Source organism: Haemophilus sp. HMSC61B11, assembly GCF_001838615.1.
GTDB lineage: Bacteria > Pseudomonadota > Gammaproteobacteria > Enterobacterales > Pasteurellaceae > Haemophilus_D > Haemophilus_D parainfluenzae_AD.
This window is the reverse complement of the sequence record NZ_KV837995.1, coordinates 124,526-139,176: the sequence shown is the minus strand read 5'-3', so window position 1 is coordinate 139,176 and position 14,651 is coordinate 124,526. Positions and strand designations below refer to the sequence as shown.

Genomic DNA, 14,651 nt, shown 5'->3' with positions numbered 1-14,651 from the left:
TTTTTTATGCCCGAATTTTACCTGTCAGCCAACATTCGCTATAATTAACCAAATTTACACTTTACAGAGATATTTTTATGACAACTCCTGTCGTTGCCTTAGTGGGTCGACCAAACGTAGGCAAATCCACCCTATTCAACCGTTTAACCCGTACCCGAGATGCGCTTGTCGCTGACTTCCCTGGTTTAACCCGAGATCGTAAATACGGTCATGCCAATATTTCTGGCTATGATTTCATTGTGATCGATACCGGCGGTATTGATGGCACTGAAGAAGGCGTTGAAGAAAAAATGGCGGAACAATCCTTATTAGCGATTGAAGAAGCCGATGTAGTGCTTTTCTTAGTGGATGCGCGTGCAGGTTTAACAGCTGCAGACATTGGCATTGCCAACTACTTACGCCAACGTACGAATAAAACAACCGTCGTGGTGGCAAACAAAACTGATGGTATCGATGCTGATTCACACTGTGCGGAATTTTATCAATTAGGCTTAGGTGATATTGAACAAATCGCCGCATCACAAGGCCGTGGCGTGACTCAATTAATGGAGCAAGTGCTTGCACCTTTAGCAGAAAAATTACAAGAAAACGAAGCAGAAAATGACTGCACTTCTGATGAAGAAGAAAAAGATGAATGGGATCACGAATTTGACTTCGATTCAGAGGAAGATACTTCATTAATTGATGAAGCATTAGACGAAGAGCTTGAAGAAGAACAAGATAAAAATATCAAAATTGCGATTGTAGGCCGTCCAAACGTCGGTAAATCCACATTAACCAATCGTATTTTAGGTGAAGATCGCGTGGTGGTTTACGACATGCCAGGCACAACACGTGACAGTATCTACATTCCAATGGAACGCGATGGGCAACAATACACCTTGATTGATACAGCGGGTGTGCGTAAACGTGGTAAAGTGCATTTAGCCGTTGAGAAATTCTCTGTTATTAAAACGTTACAAGCGATTCAAGATGCAAACGTGGTATTACTCACAATTGATGCGCGTGAAAATATTTCAGACCAAGATCTCTCTCTACTAGGCTTTATCTTAAATGCAGGACGCTCACTTGTGATCGTCGTGAATAAATGGGATGGGTTAGATCAAGATGTGAAAGATCGCGTCAAATCTGAATTAGATCGCCGTCTTGATTTCATCGACTTTGCCCGTGTGCATTTTATTTCTGCTTTACACGGCAGTGGCGTGGGTAATCTTTTTGATTCGATTAAAGAAGCTTATGCTTGTGCGACGCAAAAAATGACGACTTCCCTTCTCACCCGTATTTTACAAATGGCAACGGATGAGCATCAACCACCAATGATTGGCGGTCGTCGTATTAAATTAAAATATGCTCACCCTGGTGGCTATAATCCACCAATTATCGTGGTGCATGGTAACCAAATGGATAAATTACCAGATTCATACAAACGTTATTTATCTAATTATTATCGTAAGAGTTTGAAAATTATTGGTTCGCCAATTCGCTTGCTATTCCAAGAAGGTTCAAACCCATTCGCGGGTAGAAAAAATAAACTCACCCCAAACCAATTACGTAAACGTAAACGTTTAATGAAGTTTATCAAAAAAGCGAAACGCTAATCTTAACAAACAAAGAGCGGTCAAAAATCACTGTGAATTTTGACCGCTCTTTTTTATTATAAAAACAACATAAAAACCACATTAAAAAATGAGTAATATAAAGTTATCAATTTGTTTTTTTGATGAAAGTTTTAATTTTCAGGTGGTATTGTTAAAATATAATTTACATTATTTAAAAGAATGTTTAGACTAAATTTTAATCCATCCAAAGCACATTCAAATATGAAAAAACGTAATATCATTTTCTTACTTATCCCGCTAATTACTGCTTGCGGAGTAAATTCATTTTCAGCATCAGACCGTAACGATACTCAAACGCTTTCTGCACCCAAAGCATTTGATCCCAAACGCACAGAATACACCTGCGCCGCTTGGACGCCTCCATCTCCACCCGATGCCGAATCCCATCTTTGGTATCGTGCTGCCACTTTGATTCATGCCAAAGATGGACGCAGGAATAAACAGGAGCTGCAGAATATGATTATCTTGTACGAAGCGGCTGCATCAAAAGGACATTATCAGGCAATTAACAACCTTTACCTGCTCTACACCCATGTCCAAGGTTCGACCGGCATCATGTACAACCCCTTGCACAACCGCGCCCGTAAATGGCTGCACTACGGTCTGGACAAAAACTGGACGATGGCATACTATTGGCTGTTTGATGCCTTGTATGAAGGCCATGCTGGCTACCCTTACACCCCGGAACTCGGCCTTGCCTACCTGCAGAAGGCTGTGGAATTGGGTGTACCGTTGGCGCAGTATGAATTGGCACGGATTTACGAAAAAAATCTCGACAATTCAAAAACCGCTCAACTGCTGTTTGAGTGCGCTGCCAAGCAGGGATTTTCAGCGGCAATGAAGGAATTATCTTCGTTTAAAGCCATTGATGGTGATCAGAAAGAATCCTTGCGGTTAATGCACAATGCAGTGCGCTATGGAGGAGAAAGTGGGGGAGAATCGGCTTCACGTTTGAGTCACGTTTATGGTAAAACGAAAGCCTATATGAAGGAATTCGCCTCCACCCTAACTGATCCTGTCCGTGAAACAGCTTACAACGAGTTGTATACAGCACTTACAGGCACAGATACCAAAAGCGGCAACCCCTTCTACACCTTCCCACGCCTAGACGAAGTCCTGCCCCTGCCACCCGCCAAAACCCACTGGAAAGGCATCTACTCTGCGATGAGCAAGGAAGACGCAGCGTTCTACCAAAATCCGCCTGACACCGCCGCCCTTGCTGCCGATATTCTCAAACGCGGTATCGTCAAAAAAGAAGACGTATATTGGCCACCGCGCAAGGATTAATCGTTAACAAGCATTAAAAAGGCGGTCAGATTTTAAAAGCAATTTGCTTAAAAAGCTGACCGCACTTTTATGTTTAAAATATGACTAAATTATTCGTCTATAACCACTTTGCCAATATAGCCTAAGTTGCGATAACGTTGTGCGTAATCAATGCCATAGCCGACAACAAATTCATCTGGAATAGAAAAACCAATCCATTCAACTGGCACTTCCACTTCTCGACGAGACGGTTTATCTAATAAGGTACAAATCGCCAAGCTTGCAGGATCGCGTAAATTCAAAATGCCACGTACTTTTTCGAGGGTATAACCTGTATCAATAATATCCTCAACAATCAGCACATGTTCATTACGAATATCCCCTTCAAGATCTTTCGTAATTTTCACATCGTGATTACTTGTCATTCCGCAACCATAGCTTGAAGTTGTCATAAACTCCACTTCTACCGGTAATTTTAATTCACGCACGAGATCGGCCATGAACATAAATGAACCACGTAAAAGCCCAACAACAATCAGTTTATCAATGGCTTGTTGTTGATAAAAATGCGTAATTTCTGCGCCAAGTTCAGTAATGCGGCTACGAACATCCGCTTCTGAAATTAAAATATCGACGTGGTGTTTTTTCATGGTCTTTCCTTTTTAATTTAATCGTTTGCGTATTCTACAATAAAAAAGGCTGAAGTTTAAACCTTCAGCCTTTTTAACCCTAACGAATTTACTTTCTACTCTACCTGTTGAAGCAATCTGCAATCGCTACGAAACAGATGTGCGTATAGTAGCAGAAAGAAATCATCTGTCAATAAGAATTATTATCATTTTTATAAATTTTATTAATTCCCTGAGATTTTCATCTTGTTGAGCAAGATTGAACCTGTTTGGATATTGGAACGATGCTCTATATCATCTGATACCGCAATAATATTTTTCAACATATCTTGTAATTGACCTGCAATGGTAATTTCGGCAACCGGATATTGGATCTCGCCATTTTCCACCCAGAAACCGGCTGCGCCACGAGAATAATCCCCGGTCACAATATTGACACCTTGTCCCATGACATCGGTAACCAATAAACCAGTGCTCATTTGACGTAAAAGTGCGGTCAATCCGCCCGTTAAATTTGGTTTCACGAGCCAGTTGTGAATACCGCCTGCATGCCCGGTACTTTGCATGCCCATTTTTCTACCGCTGTAACTGGTGAGCAAATAGGTTTGCAACACGCCATCTTGAATAATTTCAAGATTCTGTGTGCGAACCCCTTCGCTATCAAAAGGCGTAGAGGCTAAACGTCTTAACAAATGAGGACGCTCACTGATTTGGAACCAATCTGGCAATACTTGTTTTCCAAGATGATCGAGCAAGAAACTGGATTTGCGATATAAGCTGCCGCCACTAATCGCGCCCGTTAAATGAGAAATTAATCCTGTGGCCACATCATTTAAGAAAATCACGGGCACTTCGCGCGTGCTTAATTTCTGTGGATTTAAACGCGCAATCACTTTTTTCGCACAATTTTGCCCAACCCAATCCGGTAAAGAAAGCGCTTTAAACTCACGTGAAACCGTGTATTCGTAGTCATTTTCCAGTTGATCTAGCTCACCACCGATCACCGAACAAGATAAAGAATAACGACTAGATAAGTAACTTTGTAGCATGCCGTGCGTATTACCATAAACACGCACACCAGTATGTGAATTAAAACTTGCACCGTTACTATTCACAATTTTAGCATCGTATTCCAACGCTGCTTTTTCAGCTTCTAACGCTAATTTGGTAGCCTGTTCAACATCAACATTTGCACTATGATAAAGCGCTAAATCTGGCGCTTCAAAAGCCATTAATTCTTTATCGGCGAGCCCTGTGCAATCATCTGGCGAGGTATATTTTGCAATAGCAAGCGCGGCTTCAACGGTGTTTTTAATGGCTTCTTCACTTAAATCTGAGGTGGATGCATTGCCTTTTTGTTGACCTAAATAAACGGAAATGCCTAATGCCCCATCGCTAGTAAATTCAACATTTTCAATCTCTTGCAGACGGGTTGAAACCGATAAACCACTCACTTTTGTTACGCCAACTTCAGCGGTGGCGCCCGCTTTCTGTGCGGTTTCAATCGCAAAACTGACTGCATCACGCAATGTTTGCTCTTGAGATTTTAAAAGTGCGGTTAAATTTTCTGCTGTTTTCATGGTAATAATCCTATTAAAAATTTGCGCCATTTTATCTTATTTTGAAAGTTTATGCTAAAATGCACCAAATTTTTCATAAGGTAACAGAATGGCAAAACGTAAGAAAAAAGAGGCCTTTGATTGGGAAGATGAAGACCAAGAAGAGATTATTTGGGTAAGTAAAAGTGAAATCAAACGCGACGCTGAAGATTTAAAACAGCTCGGCGAGAAATTGGTGAACTTAACCAAAGCAAATCTGACTAAGGTTCCATTAGACGATAGCTTAAAAGATGCCATTGAATTAGCGCAACGCCTACAAAAAGAGGCGCGTCGTCGCCAATTGCAATATATCGGTAAGCTCTTACGCTCAATTGATGCAGAGCCTATTCGTGAAGCTTTAGAAAAAATTGAAAACAAACATAATCAGCAACAAGCGATGCTGCATAAGTTGGAAATCTTACGTGACGAATTGATTGCAAAAGGTGATGCGGCTCTGACTGATTTGTTAAATGAACATCCTTCTGCAGATCGCCAACACTTACGTAATTTGATTCGAGCCGCACAGAAAGAGAAGGAACAAAATAAGCCGTCAAAAGCTTATCGCGAGATTTATCAGATCTTAAAAACACTCATTTTAGAAGACTAAAATACGGCTATTTTTGACCGCACTTTGTGTCAAAAAAGTGCTATGATTAGCTACCCTTTTAAGAAGGAAAGAACGTTATTTATGAATATTCGTTGGAATATTATTTTAGGTGTCATCGCCTTGGCTTTATTAGGCTGGTATTATTCGCTTAATCAAGATCATGGCGATTTACAAAGCCTAATCAAAAAGCCTGATAGCCCAGAATACGTCGGTAATAAAATGGAAACGACTGTATTCTCGCCAGAAGGAAAAAAACAATATCTCGCGATTTCCGATAAGGTGGAATATTACACACAAGACGGCCATACGGATTTTATTTCGCCGTTAGTCTATCTTTTTGATGTCTCTTTGGACAATAAAGATAAAGAAGCGAAAACCGATAAAATTCAATTAGAAAAACAAAATTGGAAACTTAGCGCGAAAAAGGCAAAATTAACGAAAGATCAAATGCTCTATCTTGAAGGTGGCGTGGTTGCCGAGAGCCTTGATCCTTTATCTCGCCTACAACGTGTTGAGACTGAAGCCGCAGTAATTAATTTAAAAACACAAGACATTACTTCCGATACACAAGTAAAAATTAACGGATTAAACTTTAACTCTAGCGGATTGAAGCTCGTTGGAAATTTACGTCAGCAAGTTGCAACTCTAAAGGAACAGGTAAAAACATATTATGAAATCAACAAACAATAAAATTCTGCTTTTAACAGCGTTAATGATGACTTCTTTGTCTGCTTTTGCATTAAAAGACGATACCAATAAACCGATTAATATTGTCTCAGATAATCAATCTTTAGATATGGAGAACAGCGTAGTAACCTTTACGGATAACGTTGTGATTACGCAAGGTTCCATTTTGATTAAAGCCAATAAAGTAGTCATTACTCGTCCACCAGAAAATTCAGGTAAAAAAGAAACTGTTGAAGCATTTGGTAGCCCTGTTACCTTCCACCAACAACTTGATGATGGTAAGCCTGTTGACGGTAGAGCGAATAAAGTTCACTACGATTTAGGTACTGAATTCTTAACATTGACCGGTAATGCTGAATTAAAACAATTAGATAGCAAAATTAACGGTGAACTCATCACTTATGATGTGAAAAAACAACAGTTAAAAGCCAATGGTAATGGAAAATCACGTGTGCAAACTGTCTTAATTCCGACCCAGTTACAACAAAAAGGTAAAAAATAACCGATGTCTGTATTACAAGCTGAATTCCTCGCAAAAAGCTATAAGAGCCGAAAAGTGGTTTCTGATGTGAGTTTAACCGTAAACTCCAATGAAATTGTTGGCCTACTTGGTCCAAATGGTGCAGGTAAAACCACTACTTTCTACATGGTCGTCGGTTTAGTACGTCATGATCAGGGAAAAATCACCATTGATGGCGATGATATTAGCGTATTACCTATGCATGAACGTGCACGCAGAGGAATTGGCTATTTACCACAAGAAGCTTCTATCTTCCGTCGTTTAACCGTATATGAAAACCTTATGGCGGTATTAGAAATTCGTAAAGATCTCACGGCAGAACAACGCAGAGAGAGAGCGGATGAGTTAATTGATGAGTTCAATATTGGCCATATTCGTGATAGCCTGGGACAATCTCTTTCAGGTGGCGAACGTCGTCGTGTGGAAATTGCGCGTGCATTAGCCGCAAATCCAAAATTTATTTTATTAGATGAACCTTTTGCCGGTGTCGATCCTATTTCGGTCACAGATATTAAGAAAATCATCACAGATCTTCGCAATCGTGGTTTAGGCGTATTAATTACCGACCATAACGTACGCGAAACCCTTGATGTTTGTGAACGCGCTTACATTGTTGGTGAAGGGAAAATTATCGCGACCGGCACACCGGAAGAAGTCATGAATGATGAGCACGTTAAACGTGTCTATTTAGGCGAACAATTTAAACTATAACCGATGAAATTTACGACATTGCTCTCCCCTGATGATATTCGTCAGGGGGTTGCTTTTTCTAGCAAGAAACGATTATTTGAATCTATTGCCGCTTTCGTTGTTGAAAAACTTCAATGCGAAAATGGTGAACAGGCCTGTTTTGAATGTTTATTTGAGCGGGAAAAATTAGGTAATTCAGGATTGGGCAATGGCGTAGCTATGCCTAAAGCCAAGTTACCTGCTACTGTGTCAGATAAGATCCTAACGGTATTTATGCAATTAGAAACGCCTGTCGAATATGATGCAGCAGACAATAAACCGGTGGATATCGTTTTTGCTGTGCTCGTACCTGAAAATCTCTGCCAAGAATATATTCCTGTTCTGGCAGAACTGAATGAAAAATTAACCGATAAAAACTTAATTAAACAACTTCGTTCAGCACAAAGTGCGGATGAAATTTGGCAAATTTTTGAATGTGCCGATCATTCAGAGGAATCTGAGGATGACACAAATTTAGATAATATTGAACCTCAAGAGGTATAACCTAACCGACTAACCATAAGGAATCACGCAGATGGAAATTATTATTATCAGCGGTCGCTCCGGCGCGGGGAAATCTGTCGCATTACGAGCTTTGGAAGATATGGGCTATTATTGCGTGGATAATCTCCCTCTCGATTTACTTCCTCAACTCACCAATATTCTCGCCAAAACTCAAACAGCTGTTGCAATCAGTCTTGATATTCGAAATCTTCCTCATTCAAGTGCTGATTTAGACAAGATTCTGACAGATATTCAAGCCACTTATTCTGTCAAAATCATCTTTCTGGACAGCGATCGTAGTACACTTATTCGTCGTTACAGCGATTCACGTCGTCTTCATCCACTTTCAGCACAAGATCTCCCACTTGAATCAGCGATTGATTTAGAATATCAGCAACTTGAACCGTTAATTCAACACGCTAATTTTATTATTGATACCGCACCTCTTTCTACTCATTCGTTATCTGAACGTTTAAGAGAGGTTTTACGGGGTAATACAGATAAAGAGCTTAAAATCGTGGTTGAATCGTTTGGCTTTAAATATGGCATTCCGCTTGATGCCGATTATGTCTTTGATGTGCGTTTTCTACCTAACCCGCACTGGGATCCAGAACTTCGTCCAATGACAGGGCTTGATGAACCCGTTGCACAATTTTTACTTGCACATGATGAAGTGAATAATTTTATCTACCAAACGCATAATTACATTGAAACGTGGTTACCGATGTTAGAGCAAAATAATCGAAGCTATCTCACCATTGCCATTGGTTGTACGGGTGGTAAACATCGTTCTGTTTATATCGCTCAACAAATTGGTGAATATTTCCAAGCTAAAGGTAAGGATGTGAAGATTCAGCACAAATCCTTGGAAAAGAATAAAAAGAATTAATCAACCCATAAAAAACGCAGCGACTTGCTGCGTTTTTTGTTAAACCACATACTGCTCAAAAATCTCAGGCAAATGTGCAATTAACGTTTCTTTTCCAGCCACGGTTTCATGCTGCCAAACCTGCAATAGCACATCTGGCGTAAATAATCGTGATGCCTGCTCTGCCAACGGTAAATAGCTAATATGCCAAGGCTCTCGGCCAATTTTTTTACCTTCTGGCTGACTGATAAATGGCAAAACAAAATCAAAATGCGGTAGATTTTCAGTGAGAAATTCACTAAGTTCAAAGAAATAACCACCCTTTTCATATTCCCAAGGTTCAAGTTGTAAAGATTGACCTTGAGGCAAAAGATCAGGATCAAAAATATCGATTTCTGTTCCCCAATGATGACGACTTCCCCCTGGAAGCGCTGACCAACGTAAAATGGCTTGTGCTTTTTGCCAATCATCTAACAACGCTAAATCTAATGGATTTCCCGCATCATTATGAACCTTGCGTTCACCGTTAAATTTACCGTTCCAAATGAGTTGTTGACGCTCAAAATCACGAAAGCTACTCGCGGGCTGCAAATTAAAGCCATTTTTGACTGCACTTTGCTGCAATCCTTGAAACGCTTTCATTGCCTCTGCTTGCAAAAAATGATTTGGAGAATGAGGTGTAGGCAAATTGATCAAATGTTCTCGGGATTTGCCGGTTAACATTTCTGGCGTTAATTTCATCTTACTTGTCCAATAAATTCACTAACATTTGATGATAAATCTGACCGCACTTGGCTAGATCATCTACACTGATACATTCATTTACTTTATGAATCGTCGCATTAAGTGGCCCAAATTCCACCACTTCAGCGCCCATTAACGCAATAAAACGTCCGTCAGAGGTGCCACCGCCTGTTTCTGCCTGTGGTGTAATACTGGTTGTTTGCTCAATTGCCGTCGTTAACGCATCTAATAATTTACCTGGTTTCGTCAAAAATGGTTTACCCGATAAATTCCAATCAATATGGTATTTCAAACCATGTTTTTCGAGCATTTCTGCCACTTTCTGCTTAATGCTTTCGTCTGTAACTTCCGTACAATAACGTAAATTGAATTGCACATAAAGCTCACCAGGGATGACATTATTACTCCCTGTGCCTGCATGAATATTTGCAATTTGCAAACTGGTCGGCGGGAAAAATTCGTTGCCATTATCCCATTGATAGGTGGTTAATTCCTGCAAGAAAGGCGCAGCTTTATGAATTGGGTTTTCCGCTAAATGGGGATAAGCCACATGACCTTGAATACCTTGAATGTAGAGGTTACCTGTAATCGAACCCCGACGACCATTTTTGACTACATCGCCTAATGTTTTTGAACTAGACGGCTCGCCTACCATGCAATAAGTGATTTTCTCACCGCGCGCCATTAAGGTTTCGACAACACGTATGGTGCCATCTTTCGCGGCTGCCTCTTCGTCAGAAGTAATCAACAAAGCAATCGTTCCCTTATGATTCGGATTGGCTTTCACATATTCTTCTGCCGCCACAATCATTGCTGCTAATGAGCCTTTCATATCTGCCGCACCACGGCCATAAAGCATATCATCCACAATGTCGGCAGAAAATGGCGGATAAGTCCATTGTGTTTCATCTCCCGTTGGCACCACATCGGTATGCCCTGCAAAAGCGATAACGGGCTCACCACTACCATGCTTCGCCCATAAATTTAACGTATCGTTGAAAGGCATCCATTCAATTTGAAAGCCGAGTTTTTCTAAACGTTCCGCAATTAATTGCTGACAGCCCTCATCATTCGGGCTAATAGAGGGGCGACGAATTAATGCTTGTGCAAGCTCAATAGTTTTTTGTTTCATAATATTAAGTGACGACTAAAAGTGCGGTCTAATTTAACAAAATTTTCCTTCAATTTAAATCTGTTCAAATAAAAAACGGATAACCTCGTTATCCGTTTTTATTAGTTTATGAAGAATCCTAGAATTGAACTTGCAAACGTAACCAATATTGGCGTCCTGGCTCGTTCACTCGAACAGTTTGAAGCCCCGCTGAAGGATCTGCGCCTTTACTCACAAATTCTGCATAGGATTTATTAAATAAGTTATCAATTCCGCCCTGCAAAGTGGCATATTTATTAATTTTCCACCCTGTATTAAAGGATAACGTTCCAAAGCCTGCTGAAGCGCCAATGTCCTGCCCAATAATGTTGCCTTGTCCCGTTGCATAGCGTTTTTGAGCCGAAACCAATCGCCATAAAACGCCTGCACTCAAGGTTTCATTATCCCAAGTTAATGAGTTTTTCCATTCTAATGGTGGAGTTTGAGCGAGTGGACGGTCGTCCGTGCGATTTTTACCATAGGTATAAGCCAAACTACTACCGATTTCCCAGTGACGTGCAAATTTTCATTTGCCTTCAATTTCGCCGCCTAATCGAGTTGCCTTGATATTACGAGCCGAGACATCTTTACCTACTCGTTCTAACATAATGAAATCGCGGACATCACTACCAAATAGCGACACAGAAAAATCAAAGGTATCATTCTTCCACATCAATCCCGTATCAATTTGACGGTTTTGCTCTTTATCTAAAACTTGGCTTGCACGGCGTTCCCAATAATCTGGCGCTCGCTCTGCAATCCCTACACCAGCATAATATTTAATGCCATTGATTTCTTCTTCCCAACGGAAGAAACCTGAATGTAAACCGTACGTATGGTGTTTATTTGGGTGATTTGCCATTAAAGTGTCGTATTCAGCTTTCACTTCATCATAACGATAACCAGAAATAAACTTACGACTATCGCTTGCCGTCCAGGCCCCCTCAACAAATCCGCCCCATTGAGTAAAGTTTTGCTGTGGTTGATAAGGCTTGTGTCTGTATCCTTCACCATTCATTTCCATACGTGAAAGGTGTTTATCACGCATATAATCAATGCCTGTTTGCAAATTAATATCCAACCAATCAAAGGTTGCTTTCAAATGCCCTGTATTGGTTTCACGTTTTGGATTCATTGCTTTTTTAACTTGATTTCCCATCATGCTTAAATAACGCATACTATAAGTATCCATCACATGATCAATCTTGCTTTGACCGTAACGTAATTCCAGTTCTGTGAACCACGGTGTAATATTGCGTTGTACAAATCGCACATTCCACGCATCACGATCAAACTTACTCCCATCCATCATTCGATCCGCATAAGCCGCTTCGCCTCGACTACGCTCATAGGTTCCGGTCAATAAGGTATTTTCTGTCGGGGTGAAACCAAGCTGTAACATTTGATTACGGCGCTCAAAAGATGAATGAACTCTATTGCCATCGCCATCTTTGTAATTCCCCGCCTCATTGTGTGACATACTCGTACGTAAATAACCATATTTACCACCCGCCATCGCATCGAAATAAGCATCTCTACGTTTGTTTCCGCCAAGCGTTACACTGCTGTTTAAATAGGTATTTTGAGTATCAAATTCAGGCTCTTTACGCACAAAACGAACTGCGCCAGCCACCAAGCCAGAACCTTCAGTTACAGTTTGGGGACCTTTGGTCACCACAACTTCATCATAAGCTGATGGGAAAATATAAGCTGTTGGCGGATCCATTCGGTTGCTACACCCACCATAAATGAATTGGTCGTCTGCTTGAATGTTCAAGCGAGAACCACCTAACCCGCGAAATAACGGATCGCCAGAACTCCCACCTTTACGAATCACGCTCATATTTGCCACAGATTGCAATAAATCTGCACCATCACCAGCAGGTAAAGGTTGAAGCGTTGTTTTAGGATTAAGTTTGACAGAATTGGTGTTCGTCTGAGTAACACCTGTTACCACAATGGGATCCAATAATGTTACAGACTGCGTATCCTCAGCAAAAGCATTAGATATAAAAAATGAAAGAGGAAGAAGGGCAAAATAAGATTTGTTATGCATAATCAATCCCTTGTTTTGGCACTTGAGTCATAAAAACCACAATTCAACCACATAAAATCTTTCAAACAAATACCAACAGTTATGAAACATTTATCACATCAATGATTGAGATTGTAACAATACTGTAATGAATCTTATTCTTATTAAGTGCGAAAGGCAAGGTTAAAAGATGACTATTTACTTACGCATTTCTGGTAAACATACTACTGCCAGCACCAATTGAACTATCCCCAAAATAGTACAAGGAAGACCTAATAAAAAATAAGTACCTATAATTGTATCAATAGTGCTATCCCAGTTTAAATCAACAAAATGCAAAGATAATCCGACGATAATAGGGATTAAAAAAGGCATAAAAAGTGCCACCAATAAATACCGCCCATAATAGCGACTTGCTTTTTCCCGAGTAACAAAAAAGATAAGTGTTGTCATCACCCCAGGTATAAATGAAATAAGAAAAGAAAGAAAAAATGCCTCTCCAACAAATTCAGAAATAATGACTGCACATAATAATGCAATAAAAAAACTCCCAATAAAAAAACGTGGTATAGTCTTTTGTAATGCATTATTCATCTTTATATTTCCTTTCAAATAAAATTAATAACTCTAATAAGCAGATAAGAAAGCCTCCAGCTTTAATAAAGAACAAGGTTAAGAGGTTACTGTGTGTCCCATATTTTTATAAAACACGCTTGTGCTAACACCAGTTGAGCTACTCCCAATATACAAGCCCAAATACCGTGCGTTAGATAATACTCTACAAGCGTATCAATAGCATCATGCCAACTGTTTAAATAAATCAAATCGAATAATGTGGCCAGGAGCGGAATTAAAAAGGTCGGCATCAAAAGTGCCAGTAACAAATACCGCGAATAGTAGCTACTTGCTTTTTCCTGAGTGATGTAAAAAACAAACGTTGTAATCACACTAGGTATAAATACGATAAAAAAAGTATAAAAAAATAAAAATATCAATACCATATCATCTGAGCCGCGATCCATTGAAGCAAGAAATAAATCAACGACGGCAGCACATACTAATGCAATAAAAAAACTCCCAATAAAAAAACGTCGTATGGCTTTTTGCTGTTCATTTTGTTGTTCATTATTCATTTTTATATTTCCTTTTTTAATCAAAATTAGTAGTTCTAATAAGTAGATAAACAAGTAAAAATAAATTCTCTACTTTAATACTACTTAAATGCTGCAATATATTCTTTTTCGTTGAAGCCAATCAATGCCTTACCATCTTGCAAAATAATCGGGCGTTTGATTAACGTTGGATTTTCAGCTAATACGGAAAGTGCGGTAGATTTCGAGAGTGTATTTTTCACATTTTCATCAAGATTACGCCAAGTCGTACTACGTTTATTGACTAAATTTTCCCAACCAAATTGGGCTTCTGCTTGTTGTAAGAATTGAGTATCTAATCCATCCACACGATAATCATGTAATTTATGTTGAATATTATGTTCAGTTAGCCACTTCAATGCTTTTTTCACTGTATCACAGTTTTTAATGCCATAAACGATAATCATATTCTCACCTCTAAAAACAAAAAATCCTCAATTCATTTAGAACGAGGATTGTAACTGCTACATGAATTAATCACAAATAGATTAGCCCGATATAAATTTTCACATCCAAAAGAAAAAGTGCGGTGAAAATCAACCGC

At 39.7% G+C, this 14,651-nt stretch carries 15 protein-coding genes and 1 pseudogene; 8 read left to right on the top strand and 8 right to left on the bottom strand.

Annotated elements, in window-relative coordinates; translation table 11 throughout:
* The first annotated feature begins 77 nt into the window (after window positions 1-77).
* Together der and HMPREF3263_RS07925 are read left to right on the top strand one after the other, a co-directional pair.
* A complete protein-coding gene (gene der, locus HMPREF3263_RS07930) occupies window positions 78-1,598 on the top strand; it encodes a ribosome biogenesis GTPase Der (RefSeq protein WP_070853169.1) in 1,521 nt (506 codons plus the stop codon).
* Between the two features lie 222 nt (window positions 1,599-1,820).
* Window positions 1,821-2,906: a tetratricopeptide repeat protein gene (locus HMPREF3263_RS07925; RefSeq protein WP_070853168.1), complete on the top strand. Its 1,086-nt coding sequence runs from the start codon at window positions 1,821-1,823 to the stop codon at window positions 2,904-2,906.
* 89 nt (window positions 2,907-2,995) lie between these two features.
* Here HMPREF3263_RS07925 and hpt read toward each other — a convergent pair whose 3' ends face one another.
* Together hpt and pmbA are read right to left on the bottom strand one after the other, a co-directional pair.
* Complete coding sequence (gene hpt, locus HMPREF3263_RS07920; RefSeq protein WP_054418082.1) at window positions 2,996-3,535, bottom strand: hypoxanthine phosphoribosyltransferase; 540 nt, start codon at window positions 3,533-3,535, stop codon at window positions 2,996-2,998.
* 203 nt (window positions 3,536-3,738) lie between these two features.
* Window positions 3,739-5,094 carry a metalloprotease PmbA gene (gene pmbA / locus HMPREF3263_RS07915; protein ID WP_070853167.1) on the bottom strand — a complete coding sequence of 452 codons (1,356 nt, stop codon included), beginning with the start codon at window positions 5,092-5,094 and terminating at the stop codon, window positions 3,739-3,741.
* Between the two features lie 88 nt (window positions 5,095-5,182).
* On the opposite strand from pmbA, the gene yjgA reads away from it, so the two are divergent.
* From yjgA to rapZ, 6 genes are all read left to right on the top strand, one after another.
* On the top strand, window positions 5,183-5,719 hold the full coding sequence (yjgA, locus tag HMPREF3263_RS07910) for a ribosome biogenesis factor YjgA (protein WP_005697713.1): 537 nt from the start codon (window positions 5,183-5,185) through the stop codon (window positions 5,717-5,719).
* An 81-nt stretch (window positions 5,720-5,800) separates the two neighbouring features.
* Window positions 5,801-6,409, top strand: coding sequence for an LPS export ABC transporter periplasmic protein LptC (lptC, locus tag HMPREF3263_RS07905; RefSeq protein ID WP_070853166.1), 609 nt, complete (start codon window positions 5,801-5,803; stop codon window positions 6,407-6,409).
* Window positions 6,390-6,908, top strand: a complete 519-nt coding sequence (gene lptA, locus HMPREF3263_RS07900; RefSeq protein ID WP_049366269.1) for a lipopolysaccharide transport periplasmic protein LptA — start codon at window positions 6,390-6,392, stop codon at window positions 6,906-6,908. Before lptC ends, lptA begins: the two co-directional genes overlap by 20 nt.
* A gap of 3 nt (window positions 6,909-6,911) precedes the next feature.
* Window positions 6,912-7,637, top strand: a complete 726-nt coding sequence (lptB, locus tag HMPREF3263_RS07895) for an LPS export ABC transporter ATP-binding protein (RefSeq protein WP_005696470.1) — start codon at window positions 6,912-6,914, stop codon at window positions 7,635-7,637.
* 3 nt (window positions 7,638-7,640) lie between these two features.
* A complete protein-coding gene (gene ptsN, locus HMPREF3263_RS07890) occupies window positions 7,641-8,159 on the top strand; it encodes a PTS IIA-like nitrogen regulatory protein PtsN (RefSeq protein WP_005696471.1) in 519 nt (172 codons plus the stop codon).
* A 31-nt stretch (window positions 8,160-8,190) separates the two neighbouring features.
* Window positions 8,191-9,048, top strand: coding sequence for an RNase adapter RapZ (gene rapZ, locus HMPREF3263_RS07885; protein WP_070853165.1), 858 nt, complete (start codon window positions 8,191-8,193; stop codon window positions 9,046-9,048).
* Between the two features lie 39 nt (window positions 9,049-9,087).
* Here the strand turns inward: rapZ and HMPREF3263_RS07880 are convergent, their stop codons facing one another.
* From HMPREF3263_RS07880 to HMPREF3263_RS07855, 6 genes and pseudogenes are all read right to left on the bottom strand, one after another.
* The gene (locus HMPREF3263_RS07880) at window positions 9,088-9,768 is read right to left on the bottom strand and encodes a M15 family metallopeptidase (protein ID WP_070853164.1); all 681 of its coding nucleotides are present in this window, start codon (window positions 9,766-9,768) and stop codon (window positions 9,088-9,090) included.
* Window position 9,769: 1 nt separating this feature from the next.
* A complete protein-coding gene (dapE, locus tag HMPREF3263_RS07875) occupies window positions 9,770-10,903 on the bottom strand; it encodes a succinyl-diaminopimelate desuccinylase (protein ID WP_070853163.1) in 1,134 nt (377 codons plus the stop codon).
* 118 nt (window positions 10,904-11,021) lie between these two features.
* A pseudogene (locus tag HMPREF3263_RS07870) lies at window positions 11,022-12,977 on the bottom strand (TonB-dependent copper receptor).
* A gap of 177 nt (window positions 12,978-13,154) precedes the next feature.
* On the bottom strand, window positions 13,155-13,550 hold the full coding sequence (locus tag HMPREF3263_RS07865; protein WP_070853162.1) for a hypothetical protein: 396 nt from the start codon (window positions 13,548-13,550) through the stop codon (window positions 13,155-13,157).
* 86 nt (window positions 13,551-13,636) lie between these two features.
* A complete protein-coding gene (locus HMPREF3263_RS07860) occupies window positions 13,637-14,089 on the bottom strand; it encodes a hypothetical protein (RefSeq protein ID WP_065243351.1) in 453 nt (150 codons plus the stop codon).
* An 80-nt stretch (window positions 14,090-14,169) separates the two neighbouring features.
* Window positions 14,170-14,514, bottom strand: coding sequence for an ArsC family reductase (locus HMPREF3263_RS07855; protein WP_014065062.1), 345 nt, complete (start codon window positions 14,512-14,514; stop codon window positions 14,170-14,172).
* Window positions 14,515-14,651: the final 137 nt, after the last annotated feature.